A 22735-nucleotide genomic window follows, 5' to 3' on the forward strand; every position below is an offset into this window, starting at 1 on the left:
ACTGTGGCCGGTCGTCGCCGCCGGTCAGCCGATCGGCTCCGGCGCGCCGTGCGGCGCCGGGCCGGAGGTGGCCCGCGTCAGGCGTCGTCGCGAATGACGCCGGTAGAACGTGACCAGGAACATCGCCTGGAGCGTGCCCTCGACGAGCAGGACGAGCGCGCCGTCCACGGCCGCGAGCAGGCTTCCGCCGGTCGCGCCGGCCAGCACGGCCGAGCCCGCCTGGATCGCGCCGTGCGCGACGATCGGGATTCCGAACAGAACGAAGCTGGACAGCGCGACAGCGCTGCCCGCCACCACCGCCAGCGCGTAGATCCGCACCGCGCGCCGCTCGTGCGGCGGCAGGACGGCGGTGGGGTCCCCGGCGGACGCCGCCACCCGGCCGGGAAGCGCCGCGTGCAGACCCCGGCGCAGCAGGTGCCGGGCGTACGCGAAGCCGTCCTGGAACAGGTTGCGGCACCGCAGCACGTCCAGCAGGACGAAGTAGCAGTCGGTGCGCATGTAGACGTGCAGTTGCAGCGCCATCGACATGACGATCACCAGGACGACGGCGGACAGCAGCCCGTCGACGAGCGGATGCGGCCGGGCGTACGCCATCACCAGCAGCGCCGCGCACACGACGGCGAAATCCCAGAGCAGGCCGCTGAGATAGACCCGGTACCGGTGGCGGCGCGGCACCGACCAGATCGCTGTCACGTCGGTCTCCAGGACCAGGTGGTGCAGCCGGGTGGCGAAGCGGATCCGGGCCGGCGCGTCCAGCGAACGGGCCGCGACCAGGTGACTGAACTCGTGCAGAACGGCCGTCACGGAGAACAGCGCGGTGTTCACGAGCACGGCGAGACCGACGTAGCCGGTCCAGAAGAAGTCCCGGTACGACGGCAGCAGCTCGGGACGGCGTACCACGGTGGCCAGCGTCGCCGCGACCAGCGCGACGTAGGCCACCTTCGCCGCGGGGCCGAACAGCCAGCGCACGTGCCGGGCCCGCAGCCAGGGCAGGTGCGGCCGGTCCTCGCGGCGGGCGCCGCCGGTGGGCCGGCCGTCGACCTCGGCCACCAGGCCCGCCTCCCGCAGCGCGAGCACCAGGTCCACGAGGTCGAGGTCCACGTCGTGCTCGGCGGCGATCCGTTCCTCGGCCACGCCGATCGGCGCTCCGGCGTCGAGCAGCTCGACGGCGCGGGCGCCGATCGCGGGCAACTCCACGAACTCGCCGACCTCCGGCCGGCCCACCACCACCGAGTCCGGGTCGTCGTCGGACGGCCGGATCCGCAGCGGGTGGAACCGTACCCGCGTCGCGGCGCTCAGGTCCGGCGCGGCCTCGGTCCCGGTGGTCGTCATCGCCCGGTCCTCACGCGCCGCGCGGACCGCACGAGGGGCAGTCCGGGTCTCGCGGCACGTCGATGAAGTAGTGGTGGTCCCAGCGCGCGGCGTTCTGGTGGAAGACCCGCCCGGCGACCTGCTGGGGCAGCCCGCCGAGGTAATAGAGCACCTCCAGCGCGCAGAGGTGACCTGTCACGTTCGCGGTGGCGGCGATCACCGCGTTCGGTCGTTCCCCTCCGCGCAGCGGCGTGCCGTCGGTCTGGATCTCGTGCTTGTCCGGCCGTCGCCGCAGGCACGTGTAGCACCCGGTACGGCCCGGAAGGAACGAGCCGACCACTGTCATCGGCCCGGTGTAGAGCGCCATGAACCACGGAGTGCCGGTACGCAGGGCCGCCTCGTTCGTCCAGTCCTGGATCTGGTCGACGGGCCGGTCCGCGCAGAGGACGAAGGCGTCCCGCCCGTTCATCAGCGGCACCAGGTCGTCGGCGGAGCGGACGCGGCACTCCTCCCCGGTGACCTCGACGTGCGAGTTCATCGCCCGCAGCCGGTCCACGGCGACCTTCACCTTCGGCTGGCCGAGGTCGCTCTCGGTGTAGAGCAGCTGGCGGGTCAGGTTCGGCTGGTCGATCACGTCGAAGTCGGCGCAGTGCAGGCCGCCGACGCCGCTGGCGACGAGTCCGGCAGCGACCGCCGTGCCGGTGCCGCCCAGACCGAGTACGGAGACCCGGGCCCGCCCGATGCGCGCCTGCACCTCGAAGGGCGAACGGCGCGGCTGGGTGTCGATCCAGGCGTAGAAGTGCCGGGCCCGGTCGTAGCGCTGCGCGGCCTCCACTGTGAACCCGTCGGGCAGCGGGGCCGCCGCGTCCTCGACGAAGCCCTGCGCGATGAGCTGATCCACCACCTCGCGGACGCTGTCCTCGTCGATTCCCGGGTGCGTCTCGGCGAGGTCCGCGCAGACCTCCCACACGTACCGGGTGCCGTCGAGCAACGTCAGGATGCGGGCGATCGTGCCGTCCTCGTCGTCCTGGATCTCCGACGCGACGCCGTACTGCATCAGACCGATGATCAGCCGGTTCCCCGGCAGGGTGTAGGGCTCGTGGACACTCTTGATGCGCGGCTTGAGCATGGGTACCGCAACCTCACAATGCTCGGCGGAAGGCGGGAAAGCGGCACCCCGGCCGCCGCCGGTACGTGGCGGCGACCGGGGTGCCGACGCGGATCAGGCGCCGTTGCTCTCGCGGATGACGGTGGTCTCCAGCCGCTCCAGCTTGCGGACCTTCAGCGAGAGCTTCTTCTTGCCGGCCTGCTCGATCGTGGCCTTCTCCATGGACGCCTCCTCGATTCGGGTACGCCCTCCGCAGTACCGCGGAAGGCGAGCCCAAGCCTGTCGCCAAGCGTCACCGGTCGATCACAAGTCGATCATCAACGGCCGTTGGCGGGTGCCGCTAGCATCCGGGTGCGTGGCCCGACCTGTGATGATCGCGTTGCTCGGCGTCGACGGCTCCGGCAAGACCACCCAGGCGAAGGCGCTGGCCGAACGGCTGCGCCGGCGGGGTGTCCGGGCGCGGTACTTCGAGAACGCCGGTGGACGGCCGCTGTGGAACCGGCTGGCCCGGGCGCTCGGCCGGACGGACGGGGTGGCGCTGTTCGGCCGTACCGTCTATCCGGCGCTGGAGGCGACGGTGCGCGCGGCGGCGATGGCCCGGACCGTGGCGGTGGCCCGCCTGACCGGCCGGGTGGCGGTGCTGGACCGGTGGACCTGGTGCCAGGACGTGATCATGGCGGCCCGGGGCGACCGGGGACGGCGAGTGGTGCGCGCCGCGTACGCGGTCTTCCCGCGCCCGGCGGTGGTGTGCTTCCTGGGTGTTAAGAAGGGGCCCCTTTACTACCGGAGGCGTTAAGAAGGGGCCCTTCCTTACCCGCGGTCGCGCAGCCAGCGGAGCACGTCGGAGGGCAGCTCGCGGTCCTCGCGCTGCTCGCGGCGGTCCGGCTCGGTCCGCCGGGGCGGCTGCGGACGCTGCGGGTCGCCGACGAGCTTCCGGCTCGGGGCGGTGAAGTCGCGCACCGGCTCGCCGGTGACCGCCGTCCTGATGGTCCGCGCCACCGCGTCGATCACCTTCGCCTGCACGGCGGAGCCGACCAGGTCGGTGACGTCGTCCGGGTTGGCGGCGATGCCGGCCACGGCGACCTGCGGGGTGTACCCGACGAACGTCTCGGTGGCGTTCCGCTCCGAGCTGCCGGTCTTGCCGGCGACCGGGCGGCCGACGATCCGGTCGACGGCGGTGGCGGTGCCGCCGTTGCACTGCTCGAACGCGGACTGCTGGCCGACCGGGCAGCGGGCCGCGTCGGTGGCGGCCCGGGCCACGTCCGGGTCGAGGACCCGCCTGCACGCCGGCTGCCCCACGTCGACGGTCCCGCCGTCGGGCGTGGTCACCGAGACCACCGGCAGCGGCGCGCAGTACGTGCCCTCGGCGGCCACCGTCGCGTACGCGTTCGCCAGGTCGAGCGGGGTGGTGGCGGCCACGCCCAGCGTGAACGCGCCCCAGTCGGCGGCGTGGTCGCGGGCGAACGCGGCGTCGGAGCCGGCCCGGAAGGTGATGCCGAGGCGCTGCGCCATCTCCACCACCTTGTCCTCGCCGACCTGCTCGGCGAGCCAGACGAAGTACGTGTTGACGGAGCGGCCGAAGCCGTCCCACATCATCCGGTAGCCGTCCATCCACTGCGGGTTGGCGTTCGCCGGGCACCAGGTGCCGTCGCAGTTGCCCTCGTCGTCCGAGGCGTACCGGGTGGGCAGGCGGCTCGGCGCGTCGAAGCCGGTGGCCAGCGGCTTGCCGGCCTCCAGCGCGGCCAGCATGGTGAACATCTTGAACGTCGAGCCGGCCTGGTAGCCGTCGACGCTGGCGCCGCCGGAGATCAGCGGGTTGACAGTGTTCGGGTAGTTGGCCTGCCCGGCGGGGTTGTCGTCGAGGCTGTAGTGCCGGTTCACCGCCATGGCGAGCACCCGGCCGGTGCCGGGCTCGACCGCCGCGATCGGCAGCGCGCGCTTGTTGCCGTACCCGTAGACCTTGGTGGCCTGCTCCTGCGCGGTCTCCTGGATCTTCGGGTCGAGCGTGGTGACGACCCGGTAGCCGCCCCGGCGCAGCGCCTGCTCGCGCTCCTCGGGGGTGCTGCCGAAGGCCGGCTGGGTGAGCCACCAGCGGCGCAGGTAGTCGCAGAAGAAGCCCCAGTCGTCGTGGCCCTGGGCGGTGGCGGTGCAGCCGTTGGGCTGGGCGGTCGGGCGCAGCGTGGGCGCCTCGGCCTTCGCCGCCGCGGCCTGCTGGGCGGTGATCGCACCGGTCTCGGCCATCGCGTCCAGCACGTACGCGCGGCGGGCCAGCGCCTGGTCGAGGTCGCCGTCGATCGGGCTGTACGCCTCCGGCGACTGGACCAGACCGGCGAGCAGCGCCGCCTCGCCCAGCGTCAGGTCGGCCGGCGCCTTGCCGAAGTAGCGCTGGCCGGCGGCGGCGACGCCGTACGCGCCGGAGCCGAAGTACGCGATGTTCAGGTAGCGGTTGAGGATCTCGTCCTTGGAGAGCGACTGCTCCAGCGCGTTCGCGTACCGGATCTCCTGGAGCTTGCGCCCGACGGTCTGCTCGGTGGCGGCCTGCCGCTCCTCCGCTGTGCGGTTCGGGTCGGTCTTGAGCACGTTGCGGACGTACTGCATGGTCAGCGTGGAGCCGCCCTGCTCGGTGCCGCCGCCGGAGACGTTCGCCACCAGCGCGCGGGCGATGCCGCGCAGGTCCGCGCCGCCGTGCGAGTAGAACCGCCGGTCCTCGGCCGCGATGATCGCCTGCCGCATCACCGGGGCGATCTCGTCCAGCGACACGTCGGTGCGGTTCACGTCGTAGAACGTGGTGATCAGCGTCTTGCCGTCGTTGGCGTAGAGGTAGGAGCGCTGCGGCTGGGCCGGCGTGCGCAGCGCGTCGGGCAGGTCCGCGTACGCGCCGAGCGCCGCCCGGGCGGCGAACCCGCCGAGCAGGCCGCCGGGAAGCGCGGCGACCGCGAGGACGAGCCCGGCGAGCAGGCCGGCCAGCAGCACGGTGAACAGCCGCGACAGCGGCGACCTGGGAGACGGCATGGACGCAAGGATTGCCACCAAAGCCGCCTACCGGCCACCTCGCCAGGCAACTGTCAGTTACTTCACGGCGACCGCCCAGCTGAAGAATCGGTCAGCCCGCCCCGAGTGGGCCCTTTGGTGACGCGGGCGGCACCGGTGCGGCGGCGACGCTGGCCGCTGCGGCGTCCCGGGCGATGGTCTCGGGCACCAGGCGGCCGCTGCGGTAGCCGATGCCGATGCCGGCGACCAGCACGAAGATCGCGCCGAACGTCTGGAGCGAGCCGATCAGCGCGCCACCCAGGCCGAGCAGCGGGGCGGCGATCATCAGCATGGTCCCGTCGCCGTAGGAGAACATCCCGGACCGGGCGACGGACCAGCCGGTCAGGAACCAGCCCACGCTGTAGAGGGTGGCGCCGAACAGCACGATGCCGCGCGCGGTCACGCCGAACACGGGCGTCTGCTCGGCCAGGCCGGCGAACGGGAGCATCAGCACCATCCCGCCGATGCTGCACAGCAGCCCGGCCAGCGCGATCCGGCGGCAGCGGGTGGCGGCGAGCAGGCCGGTGAGCGCGAGCAGGGCGAGCAGCCCGAGCCACACCGAGGCGACCCAGCCGACCAGGTAGAGCGGCCGGCCGTCGGCCGGGTACGGGTCGTTGCCCACCCCGCCGTCGCTGGCCATCGCCACCAGGCCGTAGAGCACCGCGTACGCCGGCAGCAGCCAGACCGCCGCGCGGGCGAACCGGCGGACCGACCAGGCCCAGGTCGCGTCGGTGGCCGGCGCCCCGCGGCCGGGCTCGGAGACGAACGGCAGGACCCCGAAACCCCCTCCGGTACGCCGGGAGCCGATCGGCCCGGCGGGGTCGTGCGCGCCGGGGACCGGGGTACGGGAGAACAGCCGGTTCGCCGGGTCCTTCATGCCTCACCTCGTTCGCGCCGCGGGCGGCCCGGGACACGCAACGGCGCTCCGGCCCTGCTCACCACCCGTCCTGAAACCGATGGTGGCAGCCGCCGGAGCGCCGCATGAGAGATTCTCGGATTTGCCGGTCAGCCCCGCTCGCGCTGGTCCGCCGGGTCGTTCACCAGGCTGGCCGGTGACACCGGCTCCGGCGCGGGCAGACCCTGCGGGGTGTTGCCGCCGGTGGCCTGCGCCTCCGCCACGCGTACCTCGTCGTGGATCTCCTGGGCCGCGATGGCCGCGGCCTGGGCCGCCTCGGCGGCCTCCCGCTCGACCTCGCCGGCGCTCTTGGCAGCCTCCGGCGAGGGCTGGTCGCCGACCATGTTGGCCAGCCCGCCCAGCGCGCCGCCCATGCCCTCCAGGGCCTTGGTCAGCTCGGTCGGGACGATCCAGACCTTGTTGGCAGTGCCGTTGGCGATCTGCGGCAGCGCCTGGAGGTACTGGTAGGCCAGCACCTTCTGGCTCGGGTTGGCGGTGTGGATCGCGTCGAAGACGGTACGGATCGCCTTCGCCTGGCCCTCCGCCTGCAGGATCCGGGCCTGCCGGTCACCGTCGGCGCGCAGCACCGCGGCCTGCTTCTCACCCTCGGCGGTGAGGATCTGCGACTGCTTGTGGCCCTCGGCGTTGAGGATCGCGGCGCGGCGGTCCCGCTCGGCGCGCATCTGCTTCTCCATGGAGTCGCGGATGCTCGGCGGCGGCTCGATCGCCTTGATCTCGACCCGGGTCACCTTGATGCCCCAGCGGCCGGTGGTCTCGTCCAGCACGCCGGACAGATGCCGGTTGATCTCCTCGCGGCTGGTCAGCGCACGCTCCAGGTCCAGCGAGCCGATCACGTTACGCAGCGTGGTGACGGTGAGCTGCTCGATGGCCTGGAGGAAGTTGGAGATCTCGTAGGTGGCCCGGACCGAGTCGACCACCTTGAAGTAGAGCACCGTGTCGATCGAGACGACCAGGTTGTCGGAGGTGATCACCGGCTGCGGCGGGAAGCTGACCACCTGCTCGCGCATGTCGACCTTGGTGCGCACCGCGTCGACGAACGGGACCAGCAGGTTGAGGCCGGGGTTCAGCGTGCGCTTGTACTTACCGAGCCGCTCCACCACGTCCTGCCGCTGCTGCGGCACGATCCGCACCGCCTTGAACAGCGTCACCACACCGATCAACGCCACCGCGATCATCAGGATCGCCAGAAACTCCATACCGTTCACCTTTTCGCTTCGGGCAGCTCGCCCGGGGGAGAAATGTCGTCCTGCCATACCAGGGCGGTAGCGCCCCGGACCTTGATCACCTGCACCCGCTCACCCTCGGCGTACGCGCGCGTCGCGTCGTACGAGCGGGCCGTCCACAGCTCACCATCAATCTTGATCATGCCGCGCTCGGCGTCGACCGGCTCCAGGACCACAGCGGTGGCCCCCTCCAGCGCCTCGACCCCGAACGGCTGCTCCCCGGTCTCGATCGCCGGCCGCGCGTGCCGCCGGACCACCGGACGGACCACCGCCACCGACAACGCCGACACCACGGCGAAGATCACCGCCTGCAGCGCCACCGGCGCACCGAGCGCCGCGGCGCCGGCAGCGGCGAACGCTCCGACCCCGAACATGATCAGGAAGAGCGTCGTCGTGAAGATCTCGGCGACCGCTAATACCACACCCAGAACGATCCAGAACACGGCGTCCACGAGAACAATCCTGACACGTCAACGCACGTGTCATCGAACTGTCATGATCGCTAGGCTCGGCTCGGCGTACCGCGCCGCCCGCCGACGAGGAGGACGACATGGCCCTGCTGCCCGAANNNCCGGCCAGGCCGGTGCCGCCCACGATCACCGTCATCTTGCGGCGGTGGGCCGTGAAGATCTCGGCGACCGCTAATACCACACCCAGAACGATCCAGAACACGGCGTCCACGAGAACAATCCTGACACGTCAACGCACGTGTCATCGAACTGTCATGATCGCTAGGCTCGGCTCGGCGTACCGCGCCGCCCGCCGACGAGGAGGACGACATGGCCCTGCTGCCCGAAACCGCGCGTCAGGTGGACCTGCTGGTCGCCCGGGCCCAGGCCGAAGGGCGGGGCCCGTCGCTCGCTCTCGGCGTAATCCGCGACGGGCGCCTGGCGCACCTGGCCGTCGCCGGTGAGACGCCCCGCCCCGACGCCGACCTCCAGTACCGGATCGGCTCGATCACCAAGACCATGACCGCGGTGCTGGTGATGCAGCAGCGCGACGCCGGCCGGCTGGCGCTGGACGACCCGCTGGACGCGCACCTGCCCGGGACCCCGGTCGGGTCGGTGACCGTGCGCCGGCTCCTCGGCCACATCAGCGGGCTGCAACGCGAGCCGGACGGCCAATGGTGGGAGCGGACCGAGGGCGCGGACCTGCCGACGCTGCTCGCCGGGCTGACGCCGGACAAGATCGCCCACCCGCCGCACTTCGTCTACCACTACTCGAACCTCGCGTACGGGCTGCTCGGCGGCGTGCTGGAACGGATCACCGGCACCCCGTGGGCGGAGCTGCTGACCGAGCGGCTGCTGGCGCCGCTGGGCATGCGCCGCACCACGTACCACCCCACCGAGCCGTACGCCCCCGGCTACGTCGTGCACCCCTGGCACGAGACGCTGCGGGAGGAGCCGCTCACCGACAGCGGGGCGATGGCGCCCGCCGGGCAACTCTGGTCGACGGTCGAGGACCTGGGCCGCTGGGCGTCGTTCCTGGCCGACCCGGACCCGGCGCTGCTCTCCCCCGCCACGCTCACCGAGATGTGCGCCCCCATGGTCATCAACGACCTGGACTCGTGGAGCGGCGGCCACGGACTCGGCATTGAGCTCTACCGGATCGGCGACCGGGTGTACGTGGGGCACGGCGGCTCGATGCCCGGGTACGTCGCCGGCCTGGCCGTCCACCGGCCCACCCGCACCGCCGTGGTGAACTTCGCCAACTCGTACGGCCTGCGCGGCCACCACATCGGCGCGCTCGGCCGGGAGGCGCTCACGCTGGTGCTGGACGCCGAGCCGGCCGCGCCCGCCCCCTGGCGTCCGGCCGACCCGCCCGCCGCCGACGTGGCCGCGCTGACCGGCCGCTGGTGGTGGATGGGCGGCGAGTACGAGTTCCGCGTGGACGCCGCCGGTGAGCTGGTCGGCGGCCAGGTGGGCAGGCCGCAGCTGCGCTTCACGCCGGAGGGCCCGGACCGGTGGCGGGGCCGCTCCGGCTCCCAGGACGGCGAGATCCTCACCGTGATCCGCGACGGTTCCGGCACCCCGGTAGCCCTCGACATAGCCACCTTCGTCCTGACCCGAACCCCCGACGAACTCCCCTGACCCCCGCCCTCGGCCTTCGCCCCCACCCCGCCCCGCCCCGCCGATCTTGCACTTGCGGCCCTCGTTTCGCCCCGCTATGCCCGATCCGCGGGGACCACAACTCCATGATCGACGCACACCCCCACCGCCCACCCCCGTGATCAAGGAGTTTGTGTCGGTGTTGATCTCCAATACACCCACAAACTCCTTGATCAACCTGGCGAGGGGCGCGAGGGGCGCCAGGAGGGGACCCGAAAGGAAGCCCGAGACGGGGCCGGGGCGGGGACAGGAGGTCCGGCGGCGGGCGGAGCTGGCACCACGGCGGGTCCAGGGGCGGGCGGAGCTGACGCACGGCGGGGCCGGGGGCGACCGTGACCGGCGCAGGGATCAAGCCTGACCGCCCGGAGTCGGGCACGGTCGCCCCCGGCCCCCAACCGCAACCACTACAGAGGCCCAACCACTCAAACAGGCTCGGTCACGAAGTCGATCAACCGCTCCATGGCGTTGATCAGCGGCGTCTCCACGTCCGCGAAACTGTCCACACGGGACAGGATGCGCCGCCACATGTCGGCCGGCTCGGCCACCCCGAGCGCCGCGCAGACGCCCTCCTTCCAGGGCTGCCCCGGCGGCACCACAGGCCACGCCGCGATACCCAGCGCGGCCGGGCGTACCGCCTGCCACACGTCGACGTACGGGTGGCCGGTGACCAGCACGTGCGGCGAGGTGACCCGGGCGACGATCCGGCTCTCCTTCGAGCCGGGCACCAGGTGGTCGACGAGCACCCCGAGGCGGCGGCCGGGGCCGGGCGCGAACGCGCGTACCTCCTCGGCGAGCGCGTCGATGCCGTCCAGCGGCTCCACCACCACGCCCTCGATGCGCAGGTCGTCGCCCCAGATCCGCTCGACCAGCGCGGCGTCGTGCACGCCCTCGACCCAGATCCGGCTGGCCTTGGCGACCTGCGCCCGTACGCCGTCCACCGCGATCGACCCGGACGCGGTACGGCGGCGCGCGGCGGGCACCGGGGCACGGGCCGGCCGCCGTAGCGTGACCGGCCGGCCGTCGAGCAGGAACGCGGCGGGCAGCAGCGGGAAGTTGCGCCGCCGCCCGTGCCGGTCCTCCAGCACCACCGCGCCGGCGTCGAAGCCGACCACCGCGCCGCAGAACCCGGAGTCGGCGTCCTCGACCACCAGGTCGGGCTCGGCGTCGACTTCGGGGGTCACCTTCCGTCGCCGCCAGTCGCCGGCCAGCACGTCGCCGTCGTATCGCCCCGCCATGTCGGAGACGCTAACCACGACCTCGGCGTGTCGCTCGCCGACGCGCCGACCGGGCCGTCATCCGTCGGCACGAAACGGTGCGAAGGGGTTAGTTGGGGGCAGGTCGCGCCACCGGAGCGGCAGCCGAGACAGCAGCGGCGCGGAGCACGTACCCTTTCGGCATGTCCTCCCCCGCAGCGGGCGCGGCCACACTGGCTCCGCGCCGGTCGAGCCGGTTCGTCGCCTGGGTGCGTGCCTGGCGAGCCGGCCTGGTGCCGTTCGACGAGGTGGCCGACGCGGTCGCCGGCGACGAGGAGCACCTGGTCGCCGACGCGCCCGGCACCTGGACCGACGTGTCCCTGCGGGAGGCGCTGCCCAGCCTGGCCAAGCACTCCCCGGACGACATCCGCCTGGTGCTGCCCGCGCCCGGCGACCCGCGCGGCCTGCCCGGCCCGGGCGCGTTCGCCGGGGCGGCGCTGGTGGCCGGCGAGGCGGTGGTGGCCAGCGGGATGGGGTTGGTGCCGGAGGTCCGCACGCACACCTCCGGCTCGGGGATGACCTGGGAGACAGTGCTCTGGCGGGTCCACCCGCTGCCGGCGGACGCGCCGAAGGCGTCCCTGTCCACGCCCGGCGCGGCGGAGGCCGAGGCGGAACTCTCCGCTGTGCTCGCCGAGACGACCGCCACGCTGACCCGGCTGGACGTCGCGCAGTGGCGGCCCGAGCTGGCCGGCGCGCTCGCCGCGCTGCGCCGCCCGGACGGCGCCACCGACCTGCCGCCGGGCTTCGACCCGCGGGCCCGCCGGTTGTTCGCGCGCGCCGCCGTACTCGATCGGGTGCTCGCGCTAGCCGGGGAGAGCGCGCCCGGCGGCGCGGTGAACACCTACGAGGCGCAGCAACGGGACGCGGCGCTGCGGCCGCTGACCACCGCCTGCCGGCAGGCCCTGGTGGCCGCCTGCAACGCGCCGCTGCGGCTGTAGAACCCCGGCTCAGACCTCGTCGATCAGGTCGGCCACCGAGTCGACGATCCGCGACGGACGGTACGGGTACCGCTCGGCCTCGGCCCGGCTGCTGATGCCGGTGAGCACCAGGATCGTCTCCAGGCCCGCCTCCAGCCCGCACAGGATGTCGGTGTCCATCCGGTCGCCGATCATCGCGGTCGACTCGGAGTGCGCGTCGATGGTGTTCAGCGCCGAGCGCATCATCATCGGGTTGGGCTTGCCGACGAAGTACGGGTCGACACCGGTCGCCTTGGAGATCATCGCGGCCACCGAGCCGGCCGCCGGCAGCGCGCCCTCCATCGACGGGCCGGTGGCGTCCGGGTTGGTGCAGATGAACCGGGCGCCGTCGTTGATCAGCCGGATCGCCTTGGTTATCGCCTCGAAGCTGTAGGTGCGCGTCTCCCCCAGCACCACGTAGTCCGGGGCGAAGTCGCTGAGCACGTACCCCACCGCGTGCAGCGCCGTGGTCAGCCCGGCCTCACCGATGACGTACGCGGTTCCGCCCGGCCGTTGGTCGGCCAGGAACTGGGCAGTGGCCAGCGCCGAGGACCAGATCGCCTCCTCCGGCACGTCCAGCCCCATCCGGCCGAGCCGGGCCCGCAGGTCACGCGGGGTGTAGATGGAGTTGTTGGTCAGCACCAGGAACGGCTTGCCGGAGGTGCGCAGCTTCTTGACGAACTCCGGTGCGCCCGGCACCGGCTGCCCCTCGTGCACCAGCACGCCGTCCATGTCGGTGAGCCAGCTCTGCACCGGCTTGCGGTCAAGCATCGTGTCGTCCCCAGGGGTGTCGTCGGGTCGGGCTCAGGGCCGGCGTGCCGGGGGTACGCAGCACAACGCCGGGCACGTGTCCCAGGCCGGCAGCTCGCCGAGACGGCGGCGCAGCCGCTCGCCGTCCGGGGCGGTGCGCTCCAGCACCAGCTCGCGGACCATCGACACGAACCGCGGGTCGACGCCCGGCGTACCGGCCCGCACGAAGTCCAGGCCGAGCTGCTTGGCCGTCTCCAGCGCCTCGGTGTCCAGGTCCCACACCACCTCCAGGTGGTCGGAGACGAAGCCGATCGGGCTGACCACCACGCTCGTCACGCCCTGCTCGGGCAGGGTGGCCAGGTGGTCGTTGACGTCCGGCTCCAGCCACGGCACCTGCGGCGGGCCGGACCGGCTCTGCCAGACCAGGTCGTACGCCAGGTCCGGCGCGGCAGCGGCGTGCACCAGCCGGGCGACCTCCTCCAGCTGGGCGGTGTACCGGCCGCCGTGCGGGCCGGCGGAGGCCGCCGCCGACATCGGGACCGAGTGCGCGGTGAAGACCAGCCGGGTGCTGTCCCGCTTCGCGGGGTCGAGCTGGGCGAGCGCGTTGCGGACCGCGTCGGCGTGCGGCTCGATGAAGCCGGGGTGGTCCCAGAACTGGCGCAGCTTCTCGATCAGCGGGGCGTCCGGGCCGACCGCGGCGCGGGCCGAGGCGATGTCCTCCTGGTACTGCCGGCAGGAGGAGTAGCCGCCGTACGCGCTGGTGACGAACGCGAGCGCCCGGGTGATCCCGTCGTCGCGCATCCGCGCCACCGTGTCGGCGAGCATCGGGTCCCAGTTGCGGTTGCCCCAGTAGACCGGCAGGTCGAGGCCGTTGGCGGCGAAGTCCTCGCGGATCGCCGCGAGCAGGTCGCGGCACTGCTGGTTGATCGGTGACACCCCGCCGAAGTGCAGGTAGTGCTCGGCGACCTCGGCCAGCCGCTCCGGCGGCACCCCCCGCCCCCGGGTCACGTTCTGCAGGAACGGGAGAACGTCCTCGGGCCGCTCCGGGCCGCCGAAGGAGACCAGCACCAACGCGTCGTACGCCATGAGGACCATTGTTCCTCGCCCGCCGTGACGGCGTGGCGACGCCCCCTGGTCGGCGCGGTGACCACCCGGGCATGGGGTGTTAAGAAGGGCCCCTTCCTATGCACGAGGCGTTAAGAGGGGGCCCTTCCTTACAGCTCAGGCGCCGATGGCGTGGTAGCCGCCGTCGACGTGGACGATCTCGCCGGTGGTGGCCGGGAACCAGTCCGACAGCAGCGCCAGGCAGGCCCGGGCGGCCGGCTCCTGGTCGGTGAGGCTCCAGCCCAGCGGGGCCCGCTCGGTCCAGGCGTCCTCGAACTGGTCGAAGCCGGGGATGGACTTGGCGGCGATGGTGCGCAGCGGGCCGGCGGCGACCAGGTTGCTGCGGATGCCCTGCTTGCCCAGGTGCAGCGCCAGGTAGCGGGAGGCGGACTCCAGCCCGGCCTTGGCCACGCCCATCCAGTCGTAGACCGGCCAAGCCTTGGTGGCGTCGAAGGTGAGGCCCACCACGGCGCCGCCGGAGGACATCAGCGGCAGCGCGGCCATGGCCAGTGACTTGTACGAGAAGGTGGAGACCTGGAGCGCGGTGGCCACGTCCGCCCACGGGGCGTCGAGGAAGCCGCCGCCGAGGCAGCTCTGCGGGGCGAACCCGATCGAGTGCACCACCCCGTCGAGGCCGTCGACGTGCTCGCGTACCTTGTCGGCCAGGCCGGCCAGGTGCTCCTCGTTGGTGACGTCCAGCTCGATCACCGGCGCCGGTTCGGGCAGCCGCTTGGCGATCCGCTCCACCAGGGAGAGCCGGCCGTAGCCGGTGAGCACGACCTGTGCGCCGTTCTCCTGGGCGAGTTTCGCCACCGAGAAGGCGATCGAGGCGTCGGTGATGACGCCGGTGACCAGCAGCCGCTTACCGGCGAGAAGTCCGGACATTGCGTGTCTCCTCCGTGCTCTGCTCAGTGACCCATGCCCAGGCCGCCGTCGACCGGGATGACGGCGCCGGTGACGTAGGCGGCCGCGTCCGAGGCGAGCCAGGTGACGACGCCCGCGACCTCGTCCGGGGTGGCCATCCGGCCGGCCGGGATCGCCTTGCGCAGCTCGGCCTTGCGTTCCTCGGGCAGCCCGGCGGTCATGTCGGTGTCGATGAAGCCGGGCGCCACCACGTTCGCGGTGACGTTGCGGCTGCCCAGCTCGCGGGTGATCGAGCGGGCCACGCCGATCAGGCCGGCCTTGCTGGCCGCGTAGTTGACCTGGCCCGCGCCGCCGAAGAGGCCGACCACCGAGGAGATGAAGATCATCCGGCCCCACCGGGCCCGGAGCATCTTCGTCGAGGCCCGCTTGGCGACCCGGAACGAGCCGCTCAGGTTGGTGTCGAGCACGCGGGTGAACTGCTCCTCGGACATCCGCATGAGCAGCGTGTCGTCGGTGATGCCGGCGTTGGCGACGAGCACCTCCACCGGGCCCAGCTCGGCCTCGACCGCGGTGAACGCGGCGTCGACCGACTCGGCGTCGGTCACGTCGCACCGCACCCCGAACAGGCCCTCCGGGGCCTCGCCGCTCCGGTACGTGACGGCCACCCGGTCGCCCTGCTTGACGAAGGCCTGCGCGATGGCCAGGCCGATCCCCCGGTTGCCGCCGGTCACCAGCACCGTACGGGCCACGGATCCCCCTTTTGCTCCAGTGATCTCTCGGTCCGGTCGGAGCCTAGGGGTTACCGGTAGGTAAGCGCTAACCCGAGCAGGTCACACGGCCGCTCCAGCCGGATCGACGGCCGCGCGCACGACACCCGCACACCTCGGTGTACGATCACCGGGTCTGCGGGCCGGTCTGCGCCCGCGTTCCGGGCCCCGCCGACCGCTGGAGGTGATCGCTGTGCGAGATAGCGATCCTCCCAGTCGTGGCCGGGCCCACCGTCAGCCCCGCTGAGCCACGGCTCGGTCGACGCGGCTGACCCGCTTCCCGCCTTCGCACCGCACCCGCTCTCCGGCGCCCATGCCGGGGATGGCCTGCCGCGCGGCGGAGCACCCGGTCACGACTTCGTGCGCGTACGCCCCGACCCCCACGGCCCCTCACCGGGCCGACTGTCGCCACGGAGCACACCCATGAGCCGTTACGTCGCCCCCCTGGGTTTCACCCTCGCCGCCGTCTGGGTGGCCGTCCTGTTCGTGCTGGCCGGCGGCGGTCACTGACCACCGCCGGCCGGGCCCGGCTCAGACCAGCCGGGACGTCCAGAGCAGACTCAGCCCGCCCGCGCACAGCGCCAGCAGCAGGGCGATTCCCGCGTACCACTGGGTGATCTCGCGCGGCTCCGTCCGGTAGCCGATCGAGCTGCCCATGTCCTGGTAGACCTGCTTCAGCTCGCTGGCCGACGCGGCCTCGTAGAAGAAGCCCTGCGTGGTCTCCGCGAGCTGGGACAGCGCGGTGCGGTCCACCGGCACCCGCTGGAGCTGCCCGCCGATGTCGACCTGCCCCGAGTCGGTACCGAACGCGATGGTGGACACCGGCACGTTCGCCGCCTGCGCCGCCGCGGCGGCCTCCTCCACCGACCGGCCGGAGGTCCGGTAGCCGTCGGACAGCAGCACGATGCGGGCCGGCGGGATGCCCGCCGCGCCGTCGGCCGGCACCGACCGGATCGCCTCCAGGCAGGTGAAGACCGCCTCGCCGGTGGCTGTCGCCTCGGCCAGCACCAGCCCGTCGATGGCGGCGTTCACCGCCGCCCGGTCCTTGGTCGGCGGCACGAGCACGTTCGCCGACTTCGCGAACGACACGAGCCCCAGGTTGTAGCTCTCCGGCAGCTCGCCGACGAACTGCTTGGCCGCCTCCTGCGCCGCCTCCAGGCGGTTCGGCGACACGTCGTCAGCCTGCATCGACAGCGACACGTCGATGGCGAGCATGACGGTGGCCCGCTCCAGCGGCTCGCGGGTGTCGATCGCCGGGCGGGCCAGGCCGGTCGCCAGCACCAGCAGGCAGAGCAGGAACGCGGTGGCCGCCACGTGCCGCCGCCAGCCCAGTCCCTTGGGCGCGACGGTACGCAGCAGGTCGACGTTGGTGAACCGCAGCGCGTACTGCCGGCGGTGCAGTTGCCGCCAGACGTACGCGGCGGCCAGGGCGAGCACCGGCAGCAGGGCCAGCAGCCACCACGGTTGCAGAAATCGGATCATCGAGTCGTCCCTCGTGTGCGGGCGTGCCGCTGCGCGGCGACGAAACGCACCATGTCCAGCAGCCAGTCTCGGTCGGTACGCAGGCGCAGGTGGGCCGCGCCCGCGGCGCGCAGCTCGGCGGCGATCGCCCCGCGCTGGGCGGCCGCCGCCTCGGCGTACCGCCGGCGCAGGCCCGGGTCGGCGGTCTGCACCTCGTGCAGCTCGCCGCTCTCCGGGTCGACCACCGGCAGCACCCCCACGTCGGGCAGTTCCAACTCCCGCGGGTCGACCACCTCCACGGCCAGCACGTCGTGGCGGACCCGCAGCTTACGCAGCGGCCGGCCCCACTGCGGCGGCGGCGCGAGGAAGTCGGAGATGACCACCGCCACGCCGCGCCGCCGGGGCGGCCGGTTGAGCATGTCGACGAGCGCGCCGAGGTCGCTGCGACCCGGCCGGATCTCGGCGCCGGCCACCGCCCGCAGCAGCCCCTGGGCCTCCTTGCGGCCGGAACGGGCGGGCAGCCGCAGCAGCGTCCCCGGCCCGCCGGCCCCGCCGGTGCCGACGACGGCGCCGATCCGGTTGCCGCCCCGCACGGTGAGGTGGGCCAGCGCGGCGACGGCGGCGATCGCCACGTCCCGCTTGAGCCACCGCCCGGTGCCGAAGTCCAGGCTGGCCGACATGTCGACGGCCAGCCAGGTCTCCAGCTCGCGGTCGGCCACCGTACGCCGCACGTGCGGCATGGTGGTGCGGGCCGTGACCGGCCAGTCCATCCGGCGCACGTCGTCGCCGGGGCGGTACTCCCGGGACTCGCCCGCCTCGCTGCCCGGGCCGGGCAGCAGCCCGGCGTAGTCGCCCTGGAGCAGCCCGTCCAGCTTGCGGGTGACCATGAGCTGGAGACGGGCCAGCACGGCCCCGGAGCGGTCGCCGGTGGCGAGCCGGGTGGGCGGGGTCACGGCCGCTGCCCGGGCCATCCGTTGTGCGGCACGGCCGGTGGCGGTGTGGCCTGCTGGCGGGGCGCGACGGCCGGCAGCGGGATGGTCGACATCACCCGGTGCACGATGTGGTCGGCCGGTACGTCGTCGGCGAGCGCGTCGTAGCTGAGCACCAGCCGGTGCCGCAGGATGTCCGGCGCGATGTCCTGCACGTCCTGCGGCAGCGCGTAGTCGCGTCCGCGCAGCAGCGCCAGCGCCCGGGTGGCCCGGACCAGGCCGAGCGAGGCGCGCGGGCTGGCGCCGTACTGGATGAGCTGGGCGACGTCGGGCATGCCGTGCTCGGCGGGCGCCCGGGTGGCGAGCACCAGCCGGACCGCGTAGTCGACGAGCGCGTTGTGCACGAAGACCTGGTCGGCCTTGTGCTGCAGCGCGATCAGCTCCGGAGTGTCGAACACCCGCACCGGCTCCGGTGGGGCGACGCCCATCCGGTAGACGATCTCGCGTTCCTCGGCGTCGGTCGGGTAGCCCACGACGATCTTCATGAGGAAGCGGTCCCGCTGCGCCTCCGGCAGCGGGTAGACGCCCTCCTGCTCGATCGGGTTCTGGGTGGCCATCACCAGGAACGGGTCCGGCACCCGGTGACTCTCGCCACCGATGGAGACCTGCCGCTCGCTCATCACCTCCAGCAGCGCCGACTGCACCTTCGCCGGCGCGCGGTTGATCTCGTCGGCGAGCAGGAAGTTGACGAAGACCGGGCCCAGCTCGACGTCGAACTTCTCGGTGGACTGCCGGTAGATCCGGGTGCCCATGATGTCGGCGGGCACCAGGTCCGGGGTGAACTGGACCCGGGCGAACGATCCGCCGACGACCCGGGCCAGGGTCTCCACGGCGAGCGTCTTGGCCACCCCGGGTACGCCCTCCAGCAGGCAGTGACCCCGGGCCAGCAGCGCGACGAACATCCGCTCGACCATCCGGTCCTGGCCGACGATCACCCGCTTGATCTCGAACAGCGCCCGCTCCAACAGCGTGGCGTCCTGGGCCGGGGTGGTGGCCGCCGGGGGCGGGCCGTCCGGCGGCGCCTCGGTCGGGTTCGGCACGTCGGGTGTGGTCGGCTGGGCCACCGGTCCTCCACAGCAGGGTCGTCGTCGCGGCGTGGTGCGTATCAAGACTGTCATGCCTCGCTGAGAGCCGAGGGTGGGAGAGGCACGATTTTCGCCGCGCCGTCCGGCCACGCCCGTACCGCCGCACGGAAAACGCTGAACACGGGTGGACAACAAGGGGTCCGCAGTGTGTACGATTCACCCCGTCGCCGGGCGGCTCCCCCCGTGGCCGCCCGGCGCTAAACTCCCGGCGTGCGACGCCTAGACTCGCCCCGGTGACGACTCCCAACCCCCCGGACGACGCGCTGATCTGCTCGGCGCGGGGATGTCGCGCTCCCGCCGAGTTTCAGCTCCGCTGGCACAATCCCCGCCTGCACGCGCCCGACCGGCGCAAGACCTGGCTCGCCTGCGCGGCGCACCGGAGCACCCTCGGCGACTTCCTCGACGCACGCGGCTTCCTCCGCGAGGTGGTCCCGCTGCCGGGATCGCCTACGCTCGGAGCGTGAGCGAGCAGACGAACCGAGTCCGTACCACCGTCGAACACGGCTGGTCCTCCCGGTGAGCGGTGACGGCCACACCGGGTCCCCGTCCGCCTCGCACAGCGCGCTGGAGCCCTGGCCGGACACGGTCAACTGGCAGCCGATCTCCCGCGACCTGATCTGGGTGGAGCTGATCCGGCTCGGCATCGGGCTGGCGGTGGCGCTCGTGGTGCTCGGCGTCGCCTGGGCGCTGTCCGGGCACTGGCTGCTCGGCGCCGCCGTCGGCGTGGCCCTGCTGATCGGCGTCTGGCGGGCGATCACCATCGTGCGCGCGGTCCGCGCCTGGGGGTACGCCGAGCGCGACGACGACCTGCTGGTGCGGCACGGCCTGCTGGTGCGGCGGCTCTCCATCGTGCCGTACTCCCGGATGCAGTTCGTCGACGTGAGCGCCGGTCCGCTGGAGCGTGCCTTCGACCTCGCCACAGTGCAGTTGCACACGGCGGCGGCCGCCAGCGACGCCCGGGTGCCGGGGCTGCGTCCGGCCGAGGCGTCCCGGCTGCGTGACCGGCTCACCGCGCTGGGCGAGGACCGGGCGGAGGGCCTGTGAGCGACCGGAACGACCCCGGCGCGCCGCGGCCCCACGACGACCGGCCCGGGGCGGCGCCCGGTCCCCCACCGCCGGCCGGTCCGGAACAGCCGCCCGGGCCGGGTTACGGCCCGCCCGCCGCGCCGCCCGGCTACGGACCGCCGCCCGGATACGCGCCACCACCCGGTTACGGGCCCCCGCCCGGATACGGGACGGCATCCGACGCGACGCCCGGGCCGTGGCCCGCGCCCGCTCCGCCGTACCCGGGACCCTGGGGTCCGGCCGCCGCGCCCTCGGCGGACGGCGAGGAACCGCGGCAGCGGCTGCATCCGCTGAGCCCCGCGCTGCACGGCGCGAAGTCACTCGTCGTCGTGATCGCCGGTCTCTCCTGGTCGACGCTGTCGCGGGTCGGGTTCGGCTGGTTCGCCCTGTTGGTCACGGTCTTCGTGCTCGGGGCCACCGTGCTGTCCGTGGTGAGCTGGTGGAACACCGGTTACCACCTGGTGGGCCGTGAGCTGCGCGTGTACGAGGGCCTGCTGTGGCGGCGCACGCGCGCCATCCCGCTGGAACGGTTGCAGGCGGTGGAGGTGGTGCGGCCGCTGCTGGCCCAGCTCACCGGCCTGGCCGAACTGCGGCTGGAGGTGGTCGGCGGAGGCAAGACCGAGGCGCCGCTGGCCTACCTCAGCGTGGCCGAGGCCACCGCGCTGCGGCAGCGGCTGCTCGCGGTCGCCGGCCGGCCCCCGGCGCCCGCCCTGGCCGAGCCCGGCGTGCCGGCCGCCCCGGGTACGCCGGTCGCGCCCGCGCCGGCCGGACGCCGGCTGCACGTCGTACGCAACCAGGACCTGCTGGTCAGCCAACTGCTCACGCCGCAGGCGTTCCTGCTGCCGGTCGGCGTGGTGTTCGTGGGCGCCCAGTTCCTCTCCGAGGGCTCGTGGTCGTTCGTCGCGGTGGCGAGCACGCTCACCGCGATGGCCGGCGTGGTGCTGCAACCGATCCGCCGGGTGCTCGACGACTGGAGTTTCCGGCTCGACCGGGACGACGGCACGCTGCGCGTGCACAACGGGCTGCTGGAGACGCGGGTGCAGACGGTGCCGCTGCACCGGGTGCAGACCGTGCGGGCGACCTGGCCACTGCTCTGGCGGATGAAGGACTGGCTGCGGCTGCGCCTGGAGGTGGCCGGTTACTCGGCCGGTGAGCCGGACGACCGTAACCGCCCGGACCGGCTGCTGCCGGTGGGCGACGCCGGCACCGGCGCGATGGTCGTGGCGGAGGTGCTGCCCGGCGTACGCCTGGACGAGCTGCCCGGCACGCCGCCCCCGTCCCGGGCCCGCTGGCTGCGCCCGCTGAGCCGCAAGGTGGTCGGCGCCGGCCTCGACGAGCGGGTCTTCGTGGCCCGGTCCGGGCTGCTGACCCGCCAGCTGACGCTGGTGCCGTACGCCCGGATCCAGAGCGTGCGCGTCACCCAGGGCCCGGCGCAGCGGCTGCTGCGGCTGGCCACCGTGCACGCGGACACCGCGGGCGGGGCCGGGGCGGCGGCGGTCGACCGGGACGTGGCCGACGCCTGGGAGCTGGCCGCGGAGCTGACCGAGCGGTCGCGGGCCGCCCGCGGAGCCGACCACCGACGCTGATCCGGCCGCTCGACGGCGGTCCCGCCAGCGGGCAGCGGGCAGCGGGGTCTAGCGTCGCTCGGCCGGCACCGCGTCCCGGTCGTCGGCGTCCCGCTCCGGGGTGTCGGGGTCGGCCACTGTGGCGCCGCCGGTGACGGGCTGCGGCACGTCGGCCGCGACGGCGGGTTCCCCGGCCCGCCGGGCCTGCCGCGCCGCCCACCAGCGCTCGGCCAGGCCGACCACCAGGAACGTCAGGCCCACGTACGCCCAGCCGACCAGCACGTCGATCAGGTAGTGCTCACCGCTGTACATCAGCGTGAACGTCATGGCCAGCGGATACGCCAGCATCAGCGGCCACCAGCGCTTGCGCACCGACCGCATGAAGAACAGCACCACGAACAGCGCGAACGCGGTGTGCAGCGACGGCATCGCGGCCACCGGGTTGGAGGCGATCTGCCCGGCGTTGAGCAGGTTGCCCGCGCCGTGCATGCCGATCTCCTTCCAGCCCCGGGTGGAGATCCGCGCGACCTCGGTGAGCAGGCCGTTCTGCGCCGCCCACCACGGCGGCGCGGCCGGGTAGGCGAAGTAGGTGACCAGCCCGGCCGCGCACAGGAAGCCCCAGCGGGACATGTACGCGATCCAGCGCCGCCGGTTGCGCATCCACAGCACCGCGGCGGCGGCGAACGTCGCCACGAAGTGCGAGAAGTAGATCCAGCTCACCAGCACGTCCCACCAGCGCACCTCGGCCGGGTCGTACAGGCGCTCCTGGAGCCAGATCGTCGGCACCTCACCGCCGGTGAGCCACCCGGTGAGGAACCGGTCGGCGACGATCAGCTCCATCGCGTGCGGGGTGGCGCCGTTGTCGGCGAAGCCCCGGGACAGGTTGTACGCGGCGAGCAGCAGCACCACCGGGATCCAGTCCCGGGCGAAGCGCAGGTGACTGCGCCACGGGCGGGCCGAGTTCCAGGCGACGGTGCCGGCCCAGATCCACAGGAACGCGTACGCCGGATCGGTGGGCAGGCCGATGCCGAGCCAGGCGGCGACGAACGCGACGCCCCAGATGGTCATCGCGATCACACGGCGGCGCCCGCCGTCGGGCGACTCGGTGGTCGTGTCGGGGGCGGGGGTCGGAGATTGTGTCTGCTCGGCCATCGCGGACAAGGTTAACGGCGGGCGACAG

21 protein-coding genes are annotated in these 22735 nt (G+C 73.2%); 6 read left to right on the plus strand and 15 right to left on the minus strand.

Features of this window, described 5'->3' with window-relative positions; all coding sequences use genetic code 11:
- Positions 1–24: 24 nt before the first annotated feature.
- Positions 25–1332: a hypothetical protein gene (locus tag AMK25_RS27770; protein ID WP_073831334.1), complete on the minus strand. Its 1308-nt coding sequence runs from the start codon at positions 1330–1332 to the stop codon at positions 25–27.
- A gap of 10 nt (positions 1333–1342) precedes the next feature.
- The gene (locus AMK25_RS27775) at positions 1343–2440 is read right to left on the minus strand and encodes a TOMM precursor leader peptide-binding protein (RefSeq protein ID WP_073831335.1); all 1098 of its coding nucleotides are present in this window, start codon (positions 2438–2440) and stop codon (positions 1343–1345) included.
- A gap of 334 nt (positions 2441–2774) precedes the next feature.
- Between AMK25_RS27775 and AMK25_RS27780 the strand changes: the two genes are divergently transcribed.
- Complete coding sequence (locus AMK25_RS27780; RefSeq protein WP_241826519.1) at positions 2775–3215, plus strand: hypothetical protein; 441 nt, start codon at positions 2775–2777, stop codon at positions 3213–3215.
- A 14-nt stretch (positions 3216–3229) separates the two neighbouring features.
- Here the strand turns inward: AMK25_RS27780 and AMK25_RS27785 are convergent, their stop codons facing one another.
- The 4 genes from AMK25_RS27785 to AMK25_RS27800 form a co-directional block, all read right to left on the minus strand.
- The gene (locus AMK25_RS27785) at positions 3230–5431 is read right to left on the minus strand and encodes a transglycosylase domain-containing protein (RefSeq protein ID WP_241826520.1); all 2202 of its coding nucleotides are present in this window, start codon (positions 5429–5431) and stop codon (positions 3230–3232) included.
- Between the two features lie 91 nt (positions 5432–5522).
- Positions 5523–6326 carry a hypothetical protein gene (locus tag AMK25_RS27790; RefSeq protein ID WP_073831337.1) on the minus strand — a complete coding sequence of 268 codons (804 nt, stop codon included), beginning with the start codon at positions 6324–6326 and terminating at the stop codon, positions 5523–5525.
- A 128-nt stretch (positions 6327–6454) separates the two neighbouring features.
- A complete protein-coding gene (locus AMK25_RS27795; protein ID WP_073831338.1) occupies positions 6455–7561 on the minus strand; it encodes an SPFH domain-containing protein in 1107 nt (368 codons plus the stop codon).
- A gap of 5 nt (positions 7562–7566) precedes the next feature.
- Positions 7567–8040: an NfeD family protein gene (locus tag AMK25_RS27800; protein ID WP_073831339.1), complete on the minus strand. Its 474-nt coding sequence runs from the start codon at positions 8038–8040 to the stop codon at positions 7567–7569.
- Positions 8041–8367: 327 nt separating this feature from the next.
- Here AMK25_RS27800 and AMK25_RS27805 point away from each other — a divergent pair, with 327 nt between their 5' ends.
- Entirely contained in the window at positions 8368–9678 is a 1311-nt protein-coding gene (locus AMK25_RS27805; protein WP_073831340.1) for a serine hydrolase domain-containing protein, read from the plus strand.
- A 440-nt stretch (positions 9679–10118) separates the two neighbouring features.
- Here AMK25_RS27805 and AMK25_RS27810 read toward each other — a convergent pair whose 3' ends face one another.
- On the minus strand, positions 10119–10931 hold the full coding sequence (locus tag AMK25_RS27810; protein WP_073831341.1) for a DUF3097 domain-containing protein: 813 nt from the start codon (positions 10929–10931) through the stop codon (positions 10119–10121).
- A 161-nt stretch (positions 10932–11092) separates the two neighbouring features.
- Between AMK25_RS27810 and AMK25_RS27815 the strand changes: the two genes are divergently transcribed.
- Positions 11093–11887, plus strand: a complete 795-nt coding sequence (locus tag AMK25_RS27815) for a hypothetical protein (protein WP_073831342.1) — start codon at positions 11093–11095, stop codon at positions 11885–11887.
- A gap of 9 nt (positions 11888–11896) precedes the next feature.
- Here AMK25_RS27815 and AMK25_RS27820 read toward each other — a convergent pair whose 3' ends face one another.
- The 7 genes from AMK25_RS27820 to AMK25_RS27850 all read right to left on the minus strand — a co-directional run bounded on the left by AMK25_RS27820 (position 11897) and on the right by AMK25_RS27850 (position 18904).
- Entirely contained in the window at positions 11897–12676 is a 780-nt protein-coding gene (locus AMK25_RS27820; RefSeq protein ID WP_073831343.1) for an HAD-IIA family hydrolase, read from the minus strand.
- Between the two features lie 33 nt (positions 12677–12709).
- Positions 12710–13741, minus strand: a complete 1032-nt coding sequence (locus AMK25_RS27825) for a ferrochelatase (RefSeq protein ID WP_073831438.1) — start codon at positions 13739–13741, stop codon at positions 12710–12712.
- A 135-nt stretch (positions 13742–13876) separates the two neighbouring features.
- Entirely contained in the window at positions 13877–14644 is a 768-nt protein-coding gene (fabI, locus tag AMK25_RS27830) for an enoyl-ACP reductase FabI (RefSeq protein ID WP_073831344.1), read from the minus strand.
- Positions 14645–14667: 23 nt separating this feature from the next.
- A complete protein-coding gene (gene fabG, locus AMK25_RS27835; protein WP_073831345.1) occupies positions 14668–15372 on the minus strand; it encodes a beta-ketoacyl-ACP reductase in 705 nt (234 codons plus the stop codon).
- A 549-nt stretch (positions 15373–15921) separates the two neighbouring features.
- A complete protein-coding gene (locus tag AMK25_RS27840) occupies positions 15922–16872 on the minus strand; it encodes a VWA domain-containing protein (protein ID WP_073831346.1) in 951 nt (316 codons plus the stop codon).
- A complete protein-coding gene (locus AMK25_RS27845) occupies positions 16869–17822 on the minus strand; it encodes a DUF58 domain-containing protein (protein WP_073831347.1) in 954 nt (317 codons plus the stop codon). Before AMK25_RS27845 ends, AMK25_RS27840 begins: the two co-directional genes overlap by 4 nt.
- The gene (locus AMK25_RS27850) at positions 17801–18904 is read right to left on the minus strand and encodes an AAA family ATPase (RefSeq protein WP_073831348.1); all 1104 of its coding nucleotides are present in this window, start codon (positions 18902–18904) and stop codon (positions 17801–17803) included. The genes AMK25_RS27845 and AMK25_RS27850 overlap by 22 nt, the downstream gene beginning before the upstream one ends.
- A 254-nt stretch (positions 18905–19158) precedes the next feature.
- On the opposite strand from AMK25_RS27850, the gene AMK25_RS27855 reads away from it, so the two are divergent.
- The 3 genes from AMK25_RS27855 to AMK25_RS27865 are packed head-to-tail and all read left to right on the plus strand — an operon-like array spanning position 19159 to position 21576.
- Complete coding sequence (locus AMK25_RS27855; protein ID WP_073831349.1) at positions 19159–19389, plus strand: hypothetical protein; 231 nt, start codon at positions 19159–19161, stop codon at positions 19387–19389.
- A 52-nt stretch (positions 19390–19441) separates the two neighbouring features.
- The gene (locus tag AMK25_RS27860) at positions 19442–19969 is read left to right on the plus strand and encodes a PH domain-containing protein (protein ID WP_073831350.1); all 528 of its coding nucleotides are present in this window, start codon (positions 19442–19444) and stop codon (positions 19967–19969) included.
- Positions 19966–21576 carry a PH domain-containing protein gene (locus AMK25_RS27865; protein ID WP_443189933.1) on the plus strand — a complete coding sequence of 537 codons (1611 nt, stop codon included), beginning with the start codon at positions 19966–19968 and terminating at the stop codon, positions 21574–21576. Before AMK25_RS27860 ends, AMK25_RS27865 begins: the two co-directional genes overlap by 4 nt.
- A gap of 48 nt (positions 21577–21624) precedes the next feature.
- Here AMK25_RS27865 and AMK25_RS27870 read toward each other — a convergent pair whose 3' ends face one another.
- The gene (locus AMK25_RS27870) at positions 21625–22707 is read right to left on the minus strand and encodes a phosphatase PAP2 family protein (protein ID WP_073831351.1); all 1083 of its coding nucleotides are present in this window, start codon (positions 22705–22707) and stop codon (positions 21625–21627) included.
- Positions 22708–22735 lie beyond the last annotated feature (28 nt).

Origin of the sequence: Micromonospora sp. TSRI0369 (assembly GCF_001905625.1) — a bacterium.
GTDB lineage: Bacteria > Actinomycetota > Actinomycetes > Mycobacteriales > Micromonosporaceae > Micromonospora > Micromonospora echinospora_A.